Source organism: Vibrio sp. S/42/10 (assembly GCF_029890535.1).
Lineage (GTDB): Bacteria > Pseudomonadota > Gammaproteobacteria > Enterobacterales > Vibrionaceae > Vibrio > Vibrio cyclitrophicus.
The window spans coordinates 113955-133253 of record NZ_JAKMZC010000013.1 but is presented as its reverse complement, the minus strand read 5'-3'; the positions used below and the strand labels follow the sequence as shown (position 1 = coordinate 133253).

At 45.5% G+C, this 19299-nt stretch carries 24 protein-coding genes and 1 pseudogene; 2 read left to right on the top strand and 23 right to left on the bottom strand.

Going from position 1 to position 19299, the window contains the following annotated elements; translation table 11 throughout:
• The first annotated feature begins 2 nt into the window (after window positions 1–2).
• The gene (locus L8S15_RS15150) at window positions 3–1487 is read left to right on the top strand and encodes an FAD-dependent oxidoreductase (protein ID WP_016785411.1); all 1485 of its coding nucleotides are present in this window, start codon (window positions 3–5) and stop codon (window positions 1485–1487) included.
• A gap of 478 nt (window positions 1488–1965) precedes the next feature.
• Here the strand turns inward: L8S15_RS15150 and L8S15_RS15145 are convergent, their stop codons facing one another.
• The 4 genes and pseudogenes from L8S15_RS15145 to L8S15_RS15130 form a co-directional block, all read right to left on the bottom strand.
• Window positions 1966–2226 (bottom strand): GFA family protein, encoded by a 261-nt coding sequence (locus L8S15_RS15145; protein WP_241797883.1) that lies wholly within the window; start codon window positions 2224–2226, stop codon window positions 1966–1968.
• Window positions 2227–2655: 429 nt separating this feature from the next.
• Complete coding sequence (locus L8S15_RS15140; protein ID WP_016789464.1) at window positions 2656–3858, bottom strand: multidrug effflux MFS transporter; 1203 nt, start codon at window positions 3856–3858, stop codon at window positions 2656–2658.
• Window positions 3858–5420 (bottom strand): Gfo/Idh/MocA family oxidoreductase, encoded by a 1563-nt coding sequence (locus tag L8S15_RS15135; protein WP_016788049.1) that lies wholly within the window; start codon window positions 5418–5420, stop codon window positions 3858–3860. The genes L8S15_RS15140 and L8S15_RS15135 overlap by 1 nt, the downstream gene beginning before the upstream one ends.
• A 581-nt stretch (window positions 5421–6001) precedes the next feature.
• A pseudogene (locus L8S15_RS15130) lies at window positions 6002–6259 on the bottom strand (IMP dehydrogenase); the annotation flags it as partial.
• Window positions 6260–6699: 440 nt separating this feature from the next.
• Between L8S15_RS15130 and L8S15_RS15125 the strand changes: the two are divergent.
• Window positions 6700–7401 carry an SPOR domain-containing protein gene (locus tag L8S15_RS15125; RefSeq protein ID WP_280573942.1) on the top strand — a complete coding sequence of 234 codons (702 nt, stop codon included), beginning with the start codon at window positions 6700–6702 and terminating at the stop codon, window positions 7399–7401.
• Window positions 7402–7404: 3 nt separating this feature from the next.
• On the opposite strand, the gene L8S15_RS15120 is transcribed toward L8S15_RS15125, so the two are convergent.
• Genes L8S15_RS15120 through L8S15_RS15030 form a run of 19 tightly spaced genes read right to left on the bottom strand, consistent with a single transcriptional unit; the run spans window position 7405 to window position 19292 of the window.
• Window positions 7405–7602 (bottom strand): hypothetical protein, encoded by a 198-nt coding sequence (locus L8S15_RS15120; protein WP_280573940.1) that lies wholly within the window; start codon window positions 7600–7602, stop codon window positions 7405–7407.
• Window positions 7602–8300, bottom strand: a complete 699-nt coding sequence (locus tag L8S15_RS15115; RefSeq protein ID WP_280573937.1) for a hypothetical protein — start codon at window positions 8298–8300, stop codon at window positions 7602–7604. Before L8S15_RS15115 ends, L8S15_RS15120 begins: the two co-directional genes overlap by 1 nt.
• Window positions 8291–8980, bottom strand: a complete 690-nt coding sequence (locus L8S15_RS15110; protein ID WP_280573934.1) for a hypothetical protein — start codon at window positions 8978–8980, stop codon at window positions 8291–8293. The genes L8S15_RS15115 and L8S15_RS15110 overlap by 10 nt, the downstream gene beginning before the upstream one ends.
• A gap of 15 nt (window positions 8981–8995) precedes the next feature.
• Entirely contained in the window at window positions 8996–9532 is a 537-nt protein-coding gene (locus tag L8S15_RS15105; RefSeq protein WP_280573932.1) for an adenine glycosylase, read from the bottom strand.
• 1 nt (window position 9533) lies between these two features.
• Window positions 9534–9764 (bottom strand): tail fiber assembly protein, encoded by a 231-nt coding sequence (locus tag L8S15_RS15100; protein ID WP_017071452.1) that lies wholly within the window; start codon window positions 9762–9764, stop codon window positions 9534–9536.
• Window positions 9765–9776: 12 nt separating this feature from the next.
• Window positions 9777–10586 carry a hypothetical protein gene (locus tag L8S15_RS15095; RefSeq protein ID WP_280573928.1) on the bottom strand — a complete coding sequence of 270 codons (810 nt, stop codon included), beginning with the start codon at window positions 10584–10586 and terminating at the stop codon, window positions 9777–9779.
• Window position 10587: 1 nt separating this feature from the next.
• Complete coding sequence (locus tag L8S15_RS15090; RefSeq protein ID WP_280573926.1) at window positions 10588–11385, bottom strand: phage tail protein; 798 nt, start codon at window positions 11383–11385, stop codon at window positions 10588–10590.
• Between the two features lie 3 nt (window positions 11386–11388).
• Window positions 11389–11889, bottom strand: coding sequence for a phage tail protein (locus L8S15_RS15085; protein WP_102385735.1), 501 nt, complete (start codon window positions 11887–11889; stop codon window positions 11389–11391).
• A gap of 19 nt (window positions 11890–11908) precedes the next feature.
• Window positions 11909–13096, bottom strand: coding sequence for a baseplate J/gp47 family protein (locus L8S15_RS15080; RefSeq protein WP_017079713.1), 1188 nt, complete (start codon window positions 13094–13096; stop codon window positions 11909–11911).
• A complete protein-coding gene (locus L8S15_RS15075) occupies window positions 13089–13421 on the bottom strand; it encodes a DUF2590 family protein (protein WP_108092023.1) in 333 nt (110 codons plus the stop codon). The genes L8S15_RS15080 and L8S15_RS15075 overlap by 8 nt, the downstream gene beginning before the upstream one ends.
• Entirely contained in the window at window positions 13421–15751 is a 2331-nt protein-coding gene (locus L8S15_RS15070; protein WP_280573923.1) for a phage tail tape measure protein, read from the bottom strand. The genes L8S15_RS15075 and L8S15_RS15070 overlap by 1 nt, the downstream gene beginning before the upstream one ends.
• Before the next feature lie 27 nt (window positions 15752–15778).
• A complete protein-coding gene (locus tag L8S15_RS15065) occupies window positions 15779–15922 on the bottom strand; it encodes a hypothetical protein (protein ID WP_016788155.1) in 144 nt (47 codons plus the stop codon).
• A gap of 41 nt (window positions 15923–15963) precedes the next feature.
• Entirely contained in the window at window positions 15964–16227 is a 264-nt protein-coding gene (locus tag L8S15_RS15060) for a putative phage tail assembly chaperone (protein ID WP_016788154.1), read from the bottom strand.
• A complete protein-coding gene (locus L8S15_RS15055; RefSeq protein ID WP_016788153.1) occupies window positions 16224–16460 on the bottom strand; it encodes a hypothetical protein in 237 nt (78 codons plus the stop codon). Before L8S15_RS15055 ends, L8S15_RS15060 begins: the two co-directional genes overlap by 4 nt.
• On the bottom strand, window positions 16461–17045 hold the full coding sequence (locus L8S15_RS15050; protein ID WP_280573921.1) for a 3TM-type holin: 585 nt from the start codon (window positions 17043–17045) through the stop codon (window positions 16461–16463).
• Between the two features lie 3 nt (window positions 17046–17048).
• Complete coding sequence (locus L8S15_RS15045; RefSeq protein WP_280573919.1) at window positions 17049–17471, bottom strand: DUF5675 family protein; 423 nt, start codon at window positions 17469–17471, stop codon at window positions 17049–17051.
• Window positions 17468–17686: a TraR/DksA C4-type zinc finger protein gene (locus L8S15_RS15040; protein ID WP_280573918.1), complete on the bottom strand. Its 219-nt coding sequence runs from the start codon at window positions 17684–17686 to the stop codon at window positions 17468–17470. Before L8S15_RS15040 ends, L8S15_RS15045 begins: the two co-directional genes overlap by 4 nt.
• Before the next feature lie 26 nt (window positions 17687–17712).
• A complete protein-coding gene (locus L8S15_RS15035) occupies window positions 17713–18168 on the bottom strand; it encodes a phage protein (protein WP_280573916.1) in 456 nt (151 codons plus the stop codon).
• Window positions 18169–18170: 2 nt separating this feature from the next.
• Window positions 18171–19292, bottom strand: a complete 1122-nt coding sequence (locus tag L8S15_RS15030; protein ID WP_280573915.1) for a DUF2586 domain-containing protein — start codon at window positions 19290–19292, stop codon at window positions 18171–18173.
• Window positions 19293–19299 lie beyond the last annotated feature (7 nt).

Below are 19299 nucleotides of genomic sequence, written 5' to 3'. Positions count from 1 at the left end.
AGATGAAAAATAGTAATTGGACAAAACCCAAGAAGTTTGACCGCAACATGATTGTTATTGGTGCAGGAGCGGGCGGCCTTGTGACTAGTTATATCGCAGCAGCGGTTAAGGCAAAAGTAACCTTGATTGAAGCTGGAGAGATGGGGGGTGATTGTCTGAATTACGGTTGTGTACCCAGCAAAGCCATAATTAAGAGTGCCAAGATGGCAAACTCTATAGAAAATTCACACCACTATGGTTTAGACAACTTCACTCCTCAATTTTCTTTTAAAAAAGTCATGCAAAGAGTACACGATATTATAGCTGAAGTTGCACCTCATGACAGCGTTGAACGTTATACGAATTTGGGTGTAGAGGTACAGAAAGGATATGGGAAGTTACTTGACCCCTGGACTGTGGAAATAGCCTATGACGATGGTACGACAACTACACTAACGGCTCGCAGTATCGTAATTGCCACTGGTGCACGTCCGTTTGTGCCGCCATTACCCGGCATTGAAGATACGGGGTATGTAACCAGTGATACACTTTGGTCCGAGTTCGCTAAGCTTGATGAAGCACCAAAAAAGCTGGTTGTTTTAGGAGGAGGTCCAATTGGCTGTGAGTTAGCTCAGTCCTTTTCTCGTCTAGGATCCAATGTGACGCAAATAGAAATGGCAGAAAGAATCATGATACGTGAAGATGTTGAAGTTTCTGAGTTTGCCACACAAGCGCTGAAAAAGAGCGGGGTCAATATCTTATCTTCTCATCAAGCACTTCGATGCGAGCAACGAGCCGACAAAAAATTTATAATTGTGAAGCATGATGATCAAGAAATAGAGGTCGAATACGATCAGTTGTTATGTGCTGTCGGACGTAGTGCTCGTCTTGAAGGATACGGTTTAGAGGAACTAGGTATTGAAACTAATCGCACAATTGTGACTAACGAATACTTAGAAACGATTTACCCAAATATCTATGCGGCGGGTGATATAGTTGGCCCATACCAGTTTACACATGTTGCAGCCCATCAAGGTTGGTATGCTGCCGTCAACGCACTATTTGGTCATTTTAAAAAATTCAAGGTGGACTATCGAGTGATCCCGTGGACAACATTTATTGATCCTGAGATTGCACGAGTTGGCATCAATGAATATGAAGCAAAAGAAAAGGGCATCGATTATGAAGTGACTCGATTTGAATTTAAGGAACTTGATAGAGCAATAACAGAAAGCTCAACAGACGGGTTTATTAAAGTCATTACGCCAAGAGGTAAAGATAAGATCTTGGGTGTTACTATTATATCTGAGCACGCGGGTGATCTAATAGCAGAATTTGTGCTAGCCATGAAACATGGCCTAGGCCTAAATAAAATATTAGGAACGATACACAGCTATCCTACGTGGGCTGAAGGCAATAAGTACGCAGCAGGAGAGTGGAAACGCAATCACGCACCGCAGACAGTATTGAAACTATTAGAAAAATATCACACATGGAAACGTGGTTAACGGCAATGGTACGGGAAAAGTGATGTGTTTTTAAAGTTTGTATAAGTGCCAATAATCTTCAGGCCGCATTGTGCGGGCTGAAGCTGTTGCCGCCCTACTTGGGCTGTGGCATCAGCACTATTATTTGCTTAGCACGTTCCACACTTCAATAAATAGCCTTCTTAGCATTGAATGATGAGAAAATGGGTAATGCCTGTTTAAGTCATGAGCAACACACAAACTAAGTCGCTGCGTAGCACCTTAAACACTCAAAAAAACACTGCTAACCCAGAGCGCCAAGTGTTGCGAATCTGCTCAAATTATTTGTATGTTCATTTGCCTCAACGGTCTAATAGCTGCACAAATTTTTCTAAACTAGGCATTTCTTCGTGATGTGTCGCTGAGCCACCAATGATATCCCAATGTGCTTTAGACCCAACGAAGATATCTTGGGTTACTTTAAGCCCATGTTCTTCAAGTAGTCCAGCTGGAAGCCATACTAACTTCGACCTCTTAGCTTATTAGGTACTGGACTCCCACAACGACCGGAAAAATTAACACTGTATCCACTATCAAGATTAAACTCTTGAATATCCGACGCCTTTTTTATCCAATTAAATTCTATCTCATTTACTATCGCAGCTGTATTTGAGGACGAACCCGTTGATTTACGACACACTGAGCAGTGACACTGATACAAGCTAGGCTTAACACCTTTAACTTCAAACTGAATATCACCGCATAAACAAGAACCCTTCATTAATACTCCTGATTGACGTAGCGCTTTCTGTACGGAGAGTGTCTGTATTTTATAAAGACATGATTCAGGCTTACAATAATAAATCAATAGGTTAGTTACAAAGAAAACGGGTTAGACTGCTCTGTGTGACAAAACAAAGGGATTAGCAGCGTTCAGATCATTTCTAGTAGGAGAAAACGCACGCCTCTAGACTTTGTAAAGTACTTGGTCTAAATGATTTTGGGGCAGTTCTGAGTTACGACATGCCAACTGTGAAGATTCTGGACAGAAACATTTAGACACTTCGAACGGGGTTTATCCTTCAGATAATCTTTGGTATCTAAAACACGATGGCCACCGCTTACTTACAGTGGTCATTTTTGCGTAGTTTCTATACTAAATCTCCCCAAAAAATGGCCAAAATTGTCTTTGGCCATTCAAATTGAACTATTATTTGCTCGGTTGGATGCAGGTAGCTTTAACTCGATTCATGGGTTTTCGCAAAAACGTGGAGCCAAAAATCATCAAACCGCCAAATACGTAGAATATGGTAATTGTTTTCCATTCACTATCCCAGAAATTGATCACTAACCATGAGAATAGAGACGCTACAATCAACTGAGCAGATCCATTCAGAGATGAAGCTCTACCAGATTGTTGAGAAAACTCACTTAAAGCTAATGTTGTTCCCGCTGACATCAATAACGCAAACCCAAAACTACCTAAACAGCTTGGAGCCATGAAATGCCAAACATTGACATCCGTCATAAAGTGATAGGCACTAAAACCGAAACCAGATACCAACAGAATAACAGAGCCAGCTTTGATGATTGATTCTTCGCTACATCTACCAATCAGTTTTACAGCTAAAAGACTTCCTGCAGTGATTGAGAAAGCATTAATAGCGAAAAGCAAACCGAAGTACTCTGTACCTATACCAAACTGTTCGATGATTACTAGTGGTGAACTTGAGAAGAATACCAACTGTGTGGAGAAACCCAATGAACAAGCCATGCAGCCAATAATAAAACTCCGGGTAGTAAGTAATTTTGCATACAAGTTCCTTCCGGCATCAGAAGTATCTTGGTTAACGTCGACCTTTGAAGGAAGAGGTTTATACCTATTAACTAAGATGCAAAATATCATGTAGATTGCTAAGAACGAAAAGCAAGCTTCCCAGTTGAACACCGCCGTTAAGAGGCCTCCTAATAGTGGAGCCAAAACCGGCACGACACTGAGCACACTGCTAAAGAGGCCAAATACTTTACCGCTTATTTCCTTTTTAAAAATCTTTGGCACACTAGAGAAAACTGATACAGCGACCGTACCAGCACCCAAGCCCTGAACAAAGCGCATCAGTACCAATAAACTTAGAGACTCGCTAAAAACAATAGCAACAGAAGCGGCTGCACAAAGCGTAATACCTATGTTAAATGCTTTTTGACACCCATGTTTATCGATGTAAGGCCCGAATATTAGCTGTCCAATACTCAAGGCAAACACATAAACACTTATGAGTAATTGCGTTGATTGCTGGCTTGCACCAAAAGCATCGTTTATTGCCGGTAGTGCAGGGATAAAAATATCCAACCCTAATGACGAAACAGCTACGATTGGAAAAAGCCAAAAAGAATATGATAGTTTTTCTTTCATTAGCAAACCCTAACCTTTTGAGCATTAAAAGTAGATGTATTGTCACCAGTCATTTCTAGAGGCATTTTGATTAGCGGAGAACTCCCTGTCAGTTGATTACACATAGATTGATAAACTGCTGAGACCAGGACGGCTCCGTGCTCATGTTGACTAAAGTCAGACTTCATCTCTTCTCTAGTGATTTCTCCACGTAAAGCTTCAACAAACTCAAAGAAGCACTTGCTCTTTGGCTTACCAAGAAGCCCGATAGACTCACCCTCTAACTTTTCAATGTCATCAAGTCTGATAACTTCTGTAGGTTTACCGCCGATCAGCTTATTGTTTCTAAAGATAAAAATTGCAATGTGCCTTTTTGTTCCAACTACTTCTGCGTTGCTATCAGCATTTTCATTAGAGTCATCTGACTTGTATGAGTGCAAATGAATGGTTTGGAACGGCCCTTGTTGGATAATATGCGATTCGTGAGAAACCCGGCCATTACCTTTGTATAGCTCTATTCCTTCGATAGAAGGCCAGCTCCTGCGAGAAAACCCATTATGAGTTAGATTAAGCAAAGCTGTTGTAACCACATTATTGCCATTTTTGAATGCAATACTGCTCTGACAGTCTACCTCACCTAAATCCTGCATAAGTTCATGAAGTTCTGCTTCACTGTGCGGATTGTTTTTGGAAAACTCTTCCGCACCGAACAACCTTTCATAGTCCTCAAGATTGAACTGAGATAGGACATCTAACGGTCTAACAGCATGTGAAAATACTTCGATATGCTCATAAAATTTTGACTCACTGAGTCCAGCAGAAAGTATGTAAGGAACGATATCAAAGAAGTGATACCCAGTATGGGAGCACTTACCGTAACCCTGGTTGTACCCATGATAGATTTCCTCTACACATTCAGTAGGGGTTCTCCATTGACCATCAGAGTGAAAGGTTTGGATGTTCGTTACAGGGCAATTCGTTTTTGCAAAGCAGTTACTTATCTCATTACGGATAAGCTCTATGGTTGTTTGGTATCTTCTCTGAGCAAGCAAAGAGAAAATTATGTTTGGATCTTTTTCCTTTGCCTTCTCGTATTCATCGTTCAAGAAATAGTAATCTTCTGCAATCTTTTCAGCGCTGCTAAGTTCAGAAGATACATTCATATTTGCGGAAATGGGTTTATCCATTAGGACAGGAAGACCCGCTCTTAACGCCCAGGTTCCATAGGCTCGGTGTACTAGCGGTTCAGTGGCGATGATAATCGCATTGATAGAGTGTTTATCTACGATTGAGTCTAGCAGTTCTATAGTAGAGGTATTTAGCTGATCTTGGACCGGTTCATCGTTGTTTAGATAGTACATTTCGGGCTGCACTACCTTACCATCAAGGTACTTCTCAACTCGACCTTGCTTGGATTTCAGGTCTATTGCAGCTTTCAAAACTAAAGTTGAATCGTTAGTAATATTCTCGAAGATAGGATGAAAGATTCGTTTGGAATGTGGACCGAATCCAATCAATAGGAAGTTAATTTTCTTGTTGTTTTCGTTCATTTTTATTTTTAGCCAATTTGTTGTGAATATCAAATTAAATGTCCAACTAAAGCTGTGTAGCTAACGAGCCTCGCATTGTGATAACGTTTCCACAAAATAACTCTAATTGCATCATTTATAAATATGGTTTCACATAAAAACTAGCTTGTAAACATGTAAACGCTTACACTTCCTATTGACAATTTTGTGATTTTTAATGTTAAAACGACTTCCTATACGAATAAAATTGATTCATCAACCCAAAGAGTTCACCTTCTTCAGATAGCTTTCCTCTTGTCTGAATCTCTCCTAAACAGCCTGTTGGACACTTTGCAAAACAAGCTGTTTCATAATTTAACGGTAAACTGTTACCCATTTGATTTTGACCAAGAGCATTACTCAATTTTTTCTAAATTTAGGAAGGTAGGTTCTAAAAAGGTTTGGGGCATTTTTGATTCAGAATAATTTGTGCAGCAGCCTGTTGCACAAATTGGGAAACAGGCTGTTTCACAAATAAATCTCATGGTGGTTTCATGCGTTCTAAACACGTCTTGGGGCAATAATGTGTTTGCAAGTCCCAAAAAAAGAGCCGCAAAAGCGGCTCTTGATTTTCAAACTATTCGAATTTGTTCAGATTACTCTTTACCGAATACGTTGTTCTCTTGCTCTTGTACACGGATGAAAGTTGTACGCTTAGTTAGCTCTTTTAGCTTCGCTGCGCCGACGTATGTACAAGTTGAACGTACACCACCAAGGATGTCAGAAATTGTGTTGTGAACAGAACCACGGTATGGAAGTAAAACAGTTTTACCTTCTGCCGCGCGGTACTTAGCAACACCACCTGAGTGCTTGTCCATAGCCGACTGTGAAGACATGCCGTAGAACTTAATAAAAAATACAACAATCACTATAAAATCAATAATCTACATTAAATTACATGTATGTAAAAACAGTAAAAAACGACGATTTACACCCATGAATAACGCTGTTTTACAATGAATGCCGCCATTTTTGCCGCCACTTTTTGCGAGGAAGTTAATAGCCTCAGCTTCATTGAGTATTTACACATCAAGTACATAATGTGTAAATTATTTATCGACACCAAATCCAAACGCCTTTGCTTGCTGCGTCTGGATAGGTCAAGTTCGGGGGGAACTTGGCCGCCCACCACCATAGAACAAATTGATATACTAACCTCTATACCCGAGGTTCAATGCTAATAGAAAAGCCATGATTTAACCCACAGATAACAGTAGCCAGAATAAAATACGTTATTCTATTTAATACACCAAGTCTTTATGACGCTAAGTACCTAACACAAGGGTTTTATACATTGAGATGGTTTCCTCTAACATTTTTACTTCTATTTTCCAGCTCACTCTATGCACTACCGGAAGAAAGTAAGTCAACCGACACCTCAAGTTTAGGGTTCTTCCTAACTGTTCCAGAAGACTGCCCTCTTGAGTATTCAGCTTTAAAACACAGCTTGGATGGTGAGTTTTTAAGAGCTAGGATTTCACCTAATAAAGACTTAGATCATAACTTATCTGTTTATGTGAAATGCATGCCAATCCGTAACGGGAACTCTATTCATACGGGCTATGCTATTAATGTAGATATTCGTTTTGGTACAAGGCTAACAAATGGAGAGTACGTGCTCCTTGAAACGCCAAACTATGGTGCACTATTAATTGGAGGGACTACAGATAGCGCTAGACTTTACTTCACCAACTACATTAAAGAAGGTGTCTCAACAGCTCTAACTGATTACCTCGCTGAGAATATTAATGAACAAAAGAAATATTCCAGTAATTCTAATCCTTTTCTTTTACAGCTAATGGTACTAAGGGATGAAGACAATGCGATTAATGTGCAAAAAGACCTTACCGAACGAGGCTACAACACCTCAATCATTAGTGGTCCCGATTTTTTTCGAATCGTAATTTCTGGCAATGCAAAAAAACCAAATGATGTCGTAAAGATTATTAATGAACTCGAAGAAATTACTGGTTCCAAAGCTAAACAAATAGAATAGGTGTTAGCTAATTTTGTAAGAGCCTGATGAACTGCCCCCCGTCACTTTCACTTGCGCATTCTGCGTGATCTCATCGACTACAGCATTCGCAATGGCTTCAGCCATCATGCCCGCCATTGCGAATTCGCCATCGAGCACAAAGCCCTGGGCTTTCAGTTCGGTTTCTAGCTTCTGTTTCAGTGATGTTTTACTTAATGCCATTAGTCTTTTCCTGCATAAACGGTGGATGATACATCGACATGCGGTTTCCCCATAAACGGGCAAATGCTTGCGCCGGTACAAACACCCTTTCCGCCATTGAACTTGATGGTGTCTGCGTCTTCGGTGATGTTCTTAGCTTTGATGGTTCTATTGCCTTTGACGGTTTCGGTGTGGTTCCCATCAATTTCAGCGATTCGATTTTCTAGCACTTTGATTTGTTGAGTAAGGCATTCAAGCTTATCAGCTTGGTCTGTCTTACGTTCGAAGTTGCCTTTCTGGTCGACTAATTGATAAACGCCTTTGCGCTGTTGGTATCGGCTTTCACCTTCTTTGATGCCTGGTAACTTGAAACCAAGTGGCAACACGCAACGAATAAAGGGCTTGTCTGGTTGACCGAACATGAAGCCTAGTTCAACAATACTGCCGAGTGCTGGCGGCTCTAAACGACCAGCATGATCACCCAGACCAGGAACGGGAAGCGATACCGCCTGCAGTGGTGATTTATCTTCATACTCCATGCCTTTTTCATCGAGTAGCTGAACATCTACCGCGTAATGTGGGTAAAAGCGATCGGATAAATCGCCCTCTTCAGGCAGCTCTGGTAGTGCTACGACCTTTCCCCAACGGGGTAAGTGCCATCGCCCTGTGAGCTCAGGGAACAACCTAAAGATGATGCGCTTGATGGTATTCACATCCATGTTAGCTTTGCCTCCGTTCCTTCAAACTCAACACCTACTAATCGAAGACCATTCACCACAACGCCTGGCTTGAGCTTTGGGATAGCCGGTATCTTTACCGATTTGTTGGCCGTGTGGTTGGTCATGAGTGCATTGGGTAACGTGATGGGCTTATCGGCCCAGAATGAATCAGCCCAACTGCCGACATAAACTTGGCCATTGCCTTGCTGCTGCCAGAACAGATCATCAATGCTAAATGCCTGGGCTAGCTCATCGATGACTCGATACCCATTACCATCACTGTAGAAACAAGGAATGGCCGTTTTGCTGTACGCCTTTTCTGGTACCACAAATTGAAGCCCCGTTTTATTGGTGACCTCGCTCAGCAACTGCATAAGTGTGGGATGGCGCAATATGATATTGAGCGGTTTATAGAGAATGGCCGCGAGCTCGCGACAAAACACTTTTGACCACCCTTTTTCAGACGGTTGAACACGTTCGATGTAACCCAAGAAAGCCCGAGTAATGTCATCCCCCCAACCTAAGTCGATCGCGATAAGCGTGTTGGGCTCTGGGTTTCCTTCAACCGAAAGCTCACAACGACCAGGCGTGTTTTCACTGAAGACAATGCGATGGCTTTTCACTTTGGTTTTGTGCTTGCCCAGGTAAGCGCGACAAAGAAACTTATTGTTGGTTGTCATTGGTCACACCCTCGTTTAAGCCAGCGCATTATCCACGCTTTTCAGTACCTTCATGACGCCCGTTAATTCCACTTCCGTGCCTGGCGGTATATCGTCGGTTTGTCCTTTTTCAACCGGTGTATTCACACCCTGCACTTTTTGCTGTGCTGCAGGTTTATCCGGTAGACGCTGTTCCACTCGCTCAGGTACGGATAGGTGTTCGACCAGCTCAAACGAGACACTCCACTGGCGATGGGAATCTTGTTCATCAGCACGCACTACCCCTTGGAATTTCACCTGACGAATTTTCAACGCCTCGGCTGTTTTGTTACTGATACGATAGATTTGGCGCGCGTCGCTTTCTTGCGCTTCGGCCATACTGAACAAGTTAGTCAGCAACTGATTTTTGGTAAAAGGGATCACCCCTTTCACCGTCAGTATTTTACCCTTGCTGCCGGTTTCAGCTTGGTCAGTCGCCGAGGTTTGGCCGGACATATCTTGTCCAGCCAATTGCTGGCGAACGCTAATACGTAGGTTCTTTAGTGGGAGCTGAGCACCGTTAAGAATAAGCACGTTATCGACCTGGCATGGTTGGCCAAATGACCTCTTCCGCCTGACTAAACGCCTGGGGGATGTCTCGCAGTGCTTGTCTGTAAGCAAGATAACTTTCTTTGACTTCATCACTTAGCGGCGCATCAGGCATCATCACCCAATCCGTTTTGGCAATAAGTACATCACGGCGCTCTCGAACCTCTAGCCATTCTTCTTCAACTAAACCGTGTTCAGTCACAATCAGTATTGTCATGCTAACCCCTTATTAAGCGTGTTTTTTCGCAATGGTTTTCGTGAAATGGTCTTTTAGGTTATACAACCTGGTGTGTTTACGACCTTCCGGCCAAATTCCTGGAACGACGGTCGGCAGCGCGATCATGACCACATCACCGACTTCGGTCTTATCGCTGAAAACAAGATCAACATGCGTGTACCTTGCGGAACCAGGGGCGCTTTTTACGACAGTTCGTTGCTGAACCCACTCACCATTCGTATCTCCCCCAATCCAACCCACCGAGGTTTTGCCAATCACTTTGGCATAACGCAGAAAGGAAGTTGCGGGGTCACGTCTTAAGTGCTGGTCAGCAATATGAGCGTCATAACCCGTACGCTCGATAAAAGACGTATCAAGTACTCTGATTTTTAATATGTTGAAGGAACCAGACCAGTATTTGGTGTCTGCGCCTATCCCCATAAAATCGAGTAAGGCTCTCACTTCTTCATGTCGGTCCACCGGAACTGAACCCGAGGTCGCTGGAATCATTTCCAAATGGCAACAGTCTAGAAGGTCCGGCTTCACTCCCCAACCAAGAGGAATTTGGTTGATGACCCCTTGTTTGTTCGGCTGCTCTTGAACAAGGACATCTTTCATATCAGAATTGTAATTCACTGCCATAAAACCCAATTGGTCGGCAGTACTCTCAATAGCACTTTGCGCCTTTGTTTGGGCGTCCGAAACGGATTTATCAATGCCCGCCATTTTTTGATTCACTTCTGAAGCCAAAGTCTGACTGGCTTGCGTTTGTTGCAGTGACGCACTAATGGCCTGTTTTAATAAAGCATCGGTATTGCTCATGTTATTTCTCCATTACTCTGATTTTTTCGTTCAGCTTCATCAGCATTTGCATTTGTTCAACCGTATTCTGTTGCGACTTCAACAACGCCGTGGTCAAAGACACATCCATATCAAGCCGCCTGTGCTCTGATAATTTATGACTCCGATTCATTTCAAGTCTCAGCTCGCCATACCGACGCTCACGAATCATCGCTACTGTATTCATTTCATCCAAGCGCATTCCTAATTCACGGTAGGCTTCTGACAACATCAAGTTTTCATAGCTTTGCTCAACAACATCCTTTTGGGTCTCAATGAGCCCGACAGTCAACTGGGCGAGTAAAGTGTCCATGTCATCGAGTTTGGCTTCGTAGTTAAACTGCCACGTCTCTGGCGTCACTGTAATATTGGTGATGGCCTGAGCGCCGGAGAACTTCAGCAAGAAGTTGCGCGTTAAGTTGTTGCCTTCTTCACTGGTTCGTTCGTTGTTCTTACGCTTCGATTGCACCACCATGTGATTGGCTGAGATCAACACCCCTTCTTCGCTGACCAGTCCGAGCCAATTAAATTGAAAGTTGCCCACCGCGTTATCTAAAATCAGTGAATAGACGACCTCATTGCCATTTACACAAGCGCTGCGAGTCGGTGCACTGCGAAACACAATCTGACGACTCGTCGGAAGCGATTGGTCTCTTCGTGGCGGTATCAGTGGATCTAAGTTAGGCACATGCGCCAGCACAAACTCACGGATCACCAAGGGTTGTTTTGCTTGTTGTTTTCGAGCAATAAGTTGCTCGCCTGCAATGGTAATGACTGCCATAACCTATCCTATTGATGCGCTATACGTTTCATGGGTGTGACTGAACTCGGTGACCGAAATATGAGGATACGCCGCCGTTGTCACATCAAAGCTGTATCGACGGCAGGTTCTGCCATATTGGCGAACCAAGGCGTCCATCAAGCCAGGGACTTCATTCAAATCGCTGTCTCGTACTTTCACGCTCACCACGTCCCAAGGGTAATAGTTCAAACGCTCATCGATTTCGACATGGGGGTAACCCAGCTGATCGAACATGGTTTCCCAGCCCACCTCTGAGCCGCCACCGGTTGCAAAGGCGTAAGCAAAATTCACTCGAATACGGTAGATATGCTCGGGCTCTTTAGGCAGACGTTCGATGTCACGTTGCCAAGCCATCAAATCAACAAATTCGATAGGGGCGACCATCGGGTCTAGCTGTCTAAGCGGCCACTCCAATACGTCTTGAACTCGCGACCAATACCCAAGCAAAGCTTGTCCTAGTTTGTAGATTTCGCCCTTACCCATCCAATGCTTGAGCGTAAAGTTAGGCCGTTTCAATACTGACCTCCAAATGGCCCATTCTTGGTACTTCCATGCCATTGGTTAGATCTGCATTTTCAAATTCAATCGATTCCAATACGGAGAATTCGCCGTGCAGCTCTTGGGCTAATCTCGAAAAACTAAACCGCGAAGAAGGCTTGGTTTTCGTGACGTTATAATCGGTGTTCTGCCTAAAGGCCGAGCCAATAAAAAGCGCAATATTAGTTTCAAGCTGCGCGCTCTCTTCTATCGACAGTATTCGCCCTATCCACACTCGACACTTCACGGTGATGGTATTGCCAGGCATGGCATACACTCTTAAATCATCGCCATGGCCGTGATTCCCTTCGTGGTTAATGTGCGTGTTTAAATCCGCCAGCATTTGAGGTGATGGCTCCCCAGAATCCAATAGAATAAACGCATTCGCCGAACCAGGACCTCGGGGCGCGTTGTGCTTGAAGTAGACATTTTCACTGTTGATGCCGGCGCGCAACATCAGCAATGAACGGTAAGCCGCATCAATGTGCCATTTCGCCACCCCACTAAATTGATTACGAATGCGCACCCTCAATTGGTCGTCACTCTCTTCATCGGCGCCCGCTTTGATTAGCCAATCGGCGGTATTGACCGCGCGGCTAATACCTGGAACCGCCGTGGTTAGGACATGAAAATACCCTTCGCCTAGATTAAAGGCCGCGCCTTCATGCTCGGCCTCCACCTTGCCAATCGTTGACGCTTCATGCTCTTGCAGTGTCGTGTCCTGGCTTAATATCACTCGGTAAACTGTGCCGTTAATGGGGTCGGTTTGTATCACTGTTCCTTTGGGTACAACAATGGCCGGCCCTTGCTTCGCGGCACGGTGTATCACCACTTGCCCCGCCGCTTTGGTCGAGGGCTTTCGCTTCACGTTGAATTGCCACGCCCATAAATCGAGCCATTTGTCTTTTGCCGTCGCAACGAACATATTGGGCAACACGTACCCAACCAGAAATCGGTTAACCAGCCACACTGTTGGACCAATCACCATGGTTTCAATTAAGCGCCAAAATGGGGAATACTGAGAGTCGTTGGCGATGGTGCTGCCTTGTTTTCGAGCTTCCTCTTTGAGTGTCGCTTTCCACTCTGAGGCTTCGAGCGGTAACCCCGCCTTTTCAGCGAGCTCGGTAAAGTTCGGTTTCGGGATATCAGTCAAAGTTCACCTCTGTGCTTACGCTGCCAAAGCGCACCGTTTCTGCAAAAATATAAATTTGCCCATCGTTCACTTCTTCGATGCGAACCGTACCAGGCACCAGACGAACGTCTTCTTCGACCAGAAGTTCGAGTTGCGTGCGCGCGTCGGCTTTTTTCGCGGGGCTACGTTCTGCTATCAAATGGATCGCGACATTACTTTCAATAATCGCGTGTTTAATGTCTTGAGCAATCACCGCACGATCATGAATCAACACCGGGTTACGGCCTGCATCGAGGACCACATCACCGCTTTCAATGAGGATGTCTTGATAAAAGAACTCCGCCATTAGCCTGCCGCCATTTCGAGTTCGCTCGCCATGTCTTGTGGGCTACTCATGTAAGTGGGATAAATCGCAACACCACCGTAATTGGTCGAACTGGTTTGGTAGCTAGCAATACTCTTGGCCGCACCACCTGGCTGGACTTGAGCTTGAGGCGCTGCGCTTTGCACTGACTTTGATTTCACTTCTAAATCATCACTTTCATTGCCAAAGCCTGGTAACCAATCAACAAGCCCTTTCAGGTTTTCCCAAATCCCCGCCAACTTATCCGTAAACCAACTAAAGACACTGCCAAAGACATTTCGCATCGAATCGGCCATTTGTCCAATGAAGGCAAAGCCACTGGTATCAGTAAAACCACTCATTACCCATTGCCAACCTGCAGACAGGAATTGAAACAGCGTTTGAAATGGTAGCGTCAGCAGCTCTAACGCTCCTAAAATCACGGAAAACCACCCAGTATCTGCCATTTCTACTTTCAGCATTTGCCAACCAAGGACCAAGCTTTTAAATCCGTTACTTAACGAATCCACCACCTGACCAATCAACATAAAACCACTGGTATCAGTAAAACCACTCATCACCCATTGCCAACCTGCAGACAGGAATTGAAACAGCGTTTGAAATGGCAACGTCAGCAGCTCTAACGCCCCTGAAATCACGGAAAACCACCCAGTATCTGCCATTTCTACTTTCAGCATCTGCCAACCGAACACCAAGCTTTTAAATCCGTTGCTTAACGAATCCACCATCTGACCAATAAACGTAAAACCACTGGTATCGGTAAAGCCGCTCATCACCCATTGCCAACCTGCTTTGATAAACTCAAACAGGGTTCTAAATGGCAACGTAATTAGCGCGATTGCGCCCTCTAACACTTGAAACCAAGTCGTATCACCAAATGACGCTTTCAGGTCGGCCCAGTAATAAATCAGAGCCCCAACCGCTGCAATGGCGGCCACAACACCGGCAGCAATTAAGAAAATAGGGTTAGCCAGTAACGCCACCGACAGTTTCAAGAACGCCCACGTAGCGCCCATCACCCCTTTTGATAATCCCCACATCGCCACCGTGACGGTTTTGGTCACGCCTACACCTAAAGTCATCGTTGCCCAAGCCACTTTCAAAGCGCCAGATATCATGTTCAACAGGCCACCTGCAGCCACCAAGCCCAAAAGAGCTACGCCAGCAAAGCCAATGTATTTGGTGAGATTTGGGAACATCTGTGTCCATTCGATGATTTCCATCGCGCCATCGGACAAACTGGAAACCACAGGTAAAAGCGCAGGCAACAACGCGGCGCCAAAGGCCGTTCGCACTGCAAACACGCCCTGCTCTAGCCGTTCCCATTGGTCGGTCATGGCGCCAGCCATTTGTTCGGCGACATCTAAACCCTTAACTTGGCCAAGTTCAGAAATAGAGTTAGCAAGACCATCCGTGTTTTGCATCAGCAGCTGGATCATGGCCGACGCTTCTTTGGTACCAAATGCTTTGCTCAGTTCAGCCGCTTCTGCCACCGAAATCGTTTCGCCGTAACGGCCTTTAATTTGGTTAAGAATGTCGACAATAGGTAGCATCTGCCCTTGAGCATTCGTGAACTGCATGTTCAATGCTTCTTGGGCTTTTGCGGTACCAGCTAGGAACGAACGGTATTTTGTGCCCGCTTCGCTGCCACTCATCGTGGCTTGCAACGTACCGAGAATTGCCATTTGCTCGGTCATGCCGACACCAACAGAGGTCGCCGCGGCTCCAACCGAAGTAAACGCAGAAGACATACCAGCGCCTGTTGTTTTGAACATCTGCACAGCTCTGGCCGTTTGACCACCTAGCGTGTTCACCCAATCCGCTTTGCCCATTTCATTGGCCGAGTTTTGAAAAATGCCATACATGGTCCCAACGTAATTGGTGATGGTTCCAGTATCCGCTTTCGTTGCAGCTGCTAGGACACCCGACGCTCTCGTAAACTCAGACAGCTCATTACCTCCTAATCCAGCAATCGCGGATTGGATATCATAAGAAGCGGCCACAAACTCCGTGGCTGACTTGCCATAATCCACAGAGAATTTCATTGCCGTTTGAGCAAGGGTTTTGAGTTGGTCATCAGCAACGCCGAGTGATTTGACTTCACCGAGCTTTCTATCCATTTCAATGGCTGGCATTAACGCTTGTTGCAGGGCAAAACCTGCGCCTACCATGCCAGCTGCGCCAGAAACCATCGTTTGAGTACCTTGCTTGTAGGTATTCGTTACATCGGATATTTGGCGCTGAATGTTGCCCAGAGGTTTTGATATCTGGTCAATCAATCCAACTTGAAATCTGAGCGCTTCAGGTAACATCAACCACTCTCTTTATGCTGATTAGAGTTAGGCGCCAAAGGCTTTGGCCACCCCACTTGCGGTAACGGCTTGCATGTTTTCCCAATGGTTCTTCTCTAACCAAATCGCATAGGCAAGATTTTGGTCAGTATCAGGGGCATCGGGTAGCCACTTACGCCGCCACGCATACATCTTTTGCCTGTCACTGCCATCAATGGCCGCGACAAGCGCATCTATTTTTTTACGGAGATAACAAGCTTCGGCGTGTACTCTTTAAGAACCGCACCATAAATCTGCATTGCCGCACCTGCGTTCTCATTAGTCATCTCACGCAGTGCGTCTTTTGAACCTTCACTCACACAGCTCATCAAAAAGTTGTGTGCTGCCGCGCTTGCATCACCCGAAAGGATGGTATTTTGCGCTTCGTCGTATTCTGCCGGTGTTGGGTTGAATTCAAGGTCGGTTGTGCCAACGGTTAAAACAATGGATTTTGTCATGCTGCTTCTCGCTTCAATGATTCATAAATTCGGGTGAGTCCGGTTTCAAGTTGACGCTCAAGTCGCTCAAAACCATCCTTCACTTCTTCTTTGGTGGCGTAGCTCTCCGCCACATGAGTTTTATAATCAGCAAGCTCTTTCGAAAGAGAGAACAGCTTGCTAATCAACGCGCCGATCAACATCACCAATAAGGTAGCAAGGGCGACCAGCGCAGATAACCAAGTCGGGTCCATCTAGCCCCCTTTTACCGCCTGCTTTAGTCCACCAATTAGGCTAAGCGGCTTTTGCCCCGCAGTGATTTGCTTATCTACGGAACGTTTGTGGATATTCACACCAAGTACAGCCAGAGCAACAGAAATCAATGGTGTCAGCGCGACAATGGCATTGACGACATTGGCCGCTTCTTTTGGCTCAATAATCATCACAACAAACAGTCCAAAGAACATCAGCGCCCAACTCAAACACAAGGTGTAACCCCAAGTAGGACGCCAACGCCTTACAAATGGATCATGACTCGCCATTTCGACTTTCATTGTTGAGGCTTGTTGGGCTATGGCAAGCTTACGTTCTTGACTTTCCAGTTCAGCATGTTGAAAGGCAAATTCACGAAGCTTTACCCGTTCATCAGACTCAAGCTGTTTAATTTTCAACAACGCTTCTGGGTTATTGATAAGTGCCTGTTCAATGGCTTGGGGGCTGCTGTCCACTCCAAGCGCACTGGCGACCATTCCCGCAACCGCGCCCCCTGCAGGGCCACCGATAACAGTGCCAATAAGTGGCGCTGCACTACCAAGTAGTGATTTAATTTTGTCCCACATGATTTAATCCTTAACGATAGTGAGTTTGGCTGGTTTGCCGTTCAGCTCTGCCATCAACACTTTGAAAGCGTGACTAGAATTGACAACGGCCCATTCATTTCCGACGAAACCAAAATCGACACCGGGTGCTAAACACCCCTGCAGATCACTCGGTTTATTGGCCTTATGGATCAGCACATGAGTTCGAAGGCTTGGCCCGCTGCGAGTGACGCCTAACATTGGCTCTTCTATTGCGTAACAGTGGCCAAAGCGTGGCGATTGATGCGGCAAAAGGTCGTAAGTGCCTTCAACAATGCAAGATTCACTTGGCTTGTTGTTGAGCATTGGTCGTTCAACCATGCAACAGACTTTTGAACCATCAGTGCGATAGAGATACGAATAGGTGCCATGCTCAAAGTAACGGCGTTTCATCAAATAGTGCTTCATCGTTTCATTCGCTCCAATTCGCTTTGGCATTGAGTGCAATATTGGCACCCTGGTATGTGTTGGCGGCGAGCTTCTGGTATTGGGTCGCCGCACTCACCGCATTTTTGTGCGCTTTCCCGTTGGTTAACGTGCTTAGCCCTTGCCAACTGGCTAGTAAGCGCCACTTCTGTGAATTGGGTTTCAAAGCCACTGGCTTGGTCAATAACATCAGACATTTCAATCCCTACTTACTGAGTAAACGTTACTGAACCAAATCTTCGGTTTCATCTGGGCGCAAATATGGAACGCCATTGATTTTCACAAAATCTGGACTGGTCACTTCGAACGGCAACTTATGGACTAATGCACTGCCACCATTGGAATCCGCATCGAGTAATTCTGAGATTTTCAGACGACAACCAAAGGCTTCAATCTTCAATTCGTCTTTATCAATTTTGCCGTAGAACAAGGCATCAAAGTCCGGCATACCGCGCCAAGAGCCGGCGCTTTTAGCGGCTTTGCCTAATCGGTTAAATTGCTGCGTGGTCAGTTCCATTTCACCACTGGCGGCCACATCACCATCGACATAGCCGTCAGGCACACCATTGGTTTTGTTGACGGCAGAATTATCTTCAATCGACAGCGTGACCTTTTGCGCGGTGAGCTTGTAGTCACCCATTGAAAAGTGCATGTTCTTGCCAGAAATACGCATGCTCATGGTTACGCCTCCGTATCTGCAGGGTTAGAGAGATCAAGCCCAATGTTCACAACAATGTGTTTCGGGCAGTTGTGTGGCGTGACCATCAAACCAATCACGACTTTTGTTTTGCTTTGCCACGTGATGGTGACGTCTTGATCGCTTGGTGACATGATTTCACCAGGGAACGGAATGCCACCAATCTCCGTGGTCTTCGACATATCGCGCATGTCTTTGCTGAAGTAAGTGCGGTTAAGTTCGATACTCGGTGGCGTTGAATTCAGAATGCGGTCAGCAATACGGCGGATCGCTTTGATGCGAACGCGGCGATTCAGTTTGTGAACCGGACGAACGTATTCTAGATATTGATAGTCCCCGCCCTTCGCTTCCAACGTAGTCGCGTCTGTCCAATACACCCCTTCCATGTCGGCATACCATTGCGGCAATGAATAACGCGCATCGGCTAACACTGCGATGGTGCTCATTTCCAGTGGTTTACCTGCGCTATCAATAGGCATTTCACCAAGCCCCAACACGCTGCCCGTTGCTACTCGCATTGGACTGTCGGCGACAGTCACCGCTCGATCGCACAAGCGCCCACCCAACACACCAATGTTATTGCCATTGAGCATCGGCACAGGCGTCACCATATTGGCCGACACATCTTTCACTAACGCCAATAGACTGGTTTCGTATTTCGCCCAAGTTTGCTTACTCTTATCGATGCCAGGACACGCCGCTAAGAAGAACACCCAACGGCCAAGCTTGCTGGTGAGCTCAGTCGCTTTACTTTGCATCGCTTGAAAATCTGCTTTGCTGGTCACAATGTCCACCACACAAACCCCTTCAAACGAGTCCGTGCGATTAGCAATATCAACCGCTTCCTGCCACGTTTTACCTTCAGCGAGACCAAACACGGCGCCTGTCCAGTTCTGTTTGCCATTGAGCTGCGCCGCTTTGAGGTTAGCGCCCAGAGCGTCATCGGCTACGACCTCATCTAGGTTGGTCATGTTATTCACACGCGTGACTTTGCCTTGCAGTTCAGCTTTATCGGTACGCCCGATATAAAGCAGGTGGCGTTCAATTCCTGGGATCCCGCCTTGCCCTAAATTGAGGTTGTTAACCTCTACCTTTCCGGTTGCCATTGGTTAT

Coding starts and splice junctions, on each gene's coding strand:
- L8S15_RS15150 (WP_016785411.1), top strand. CDS start 3: ATGAAAAATAGTAATTGGACAAAACCCAAGAAGTTTGACCGCAACATG.
- L8S15_RS15145 (WP_241797883.1), bottom strand. CDS start 2,226: ATGAAGGGTTCTTGTTTATGCGGTGATATTCAGTTTGAAGTTAAAGGT.
- L8S15_RS15140 (WP_016789464.1), bottom strand. CDS start 3,858: ATGAAAGAAAAACTATCATATTCTTTTTGGCTTTTTCCAATCGTAGCT.
- L8S15_RS15120 (WP_280573940.1), bottom strand. CDS start 7,602: ATGGCATTAAGTAAAACATCACTGAAACAGAAGCTAGAAACCGAACTG.
- L8S15_RS15115 (WP_280573937.1), bottom strand. CDS start 8,300: ATGGATGTGAATACCATCAAGCGCATCATCTTTAGGTTGTTCCCTGAG.
- L8S15_RS15110 (WP_280573934.1), bottom strand. CDS start 8,980: ATGACAACCAACAATAAGTTTCTTTGTCGCGCTTACCTGGGCAAGCAC.
- L8S15_RS15100 (WP_017071452.1), bottom strand. CDS start 9,764: ATGACAATACTGATTGTGACTGAACACGGTTTAGTTGAAGAAGAATGG.
- L8S15_RS15095 (WP_280573928.1), bottom strand. CDS start 10,586: ATGAGCAATACCGATGCTTTATTAAAACAGGCCATTAGTGCGTCACTG.
- L8S15_RS15090 (WP_280573926.1), bottom strand. CDS start 11,385: ATGGCAGTCATTACCATTGCAGGCGAGCAACTTATTGCTCGAAAACAA.
- L8S15_RS15085 (WP_102385735.1), bottom strand. CDS start 11,889: ATGGGTAAGGGCGAAATCTACAAACTAGGACAAGCTTTGCTTGGGTAT.
- L8S15_RS15075 (WP_108092023.1), bottom strand. CDS start 13,421: ATGGCGGAGTTCTTTTATCAAGACATCCTCATTGAAAGCGGTGATGTG.
- L8S15_RS15070 (WP_280573923.1), bottom strand. CDS start 15,751: ATGTTACCTGAAGCGCTCAGATTTCAAGTTGGATTGATTGACCAGATA.
- L8S15_RS15065 (WP_016788155.1), bottom strand. CDS start 15,922: ATGTATGCGTGGCGGCGTAAGTGGCTACCCGATGCCCCTGATACTGAC.
- L8S15_RS15060 (WP_016788154.1), bottom strand. CDS start 16,227: ATGACAAAATCCATTGTTTTAACCGTTGGCACAACCGACCTTGAATTC.
- L8S15_RS15055 (WP_016788153.1), bottom strand. CDS start 16,460: ATGGACCCGACTTGGTTATCTGCGCTGGTCGCCCTTGCTACCTTATTG.
- L8S15_RS15050 (WP_280573921.1), bottom strand. CDS start 17,045: ATGTGGGACAAAATTAAATCACTACTTGGTAGTGCAGCGCCACTTATT.
- L8S15_RS15045 (WP_280573919.1), bottom strand. CDS start 17,471: ATGAAGCACTATTTGATGAAACGCCGTTACTTTGAGCATGGCACCTAT.
- L8S15_RS15040 (WP_280573918.1), bottom strand. CDS start 17,686: ATGTCTGATGTTATTGACCAAGCCAGTGGCTTTGAAACCCAATTCACA.
- L8S15_RS15035 (WP_280573916.1), bottom strand. CDS start 18,168: ATGAGCATGCGTATTTCTGGCAAGAACATGCACTTTTCAATGGGTGAC.
- L8S15_RS15030 (WP_280573915.1), bottom strand. CDS start 19,292: ATGGCAACCGGAAAGGTAGAGGTTAACAACCTCAATTTAGGGCAAGGC.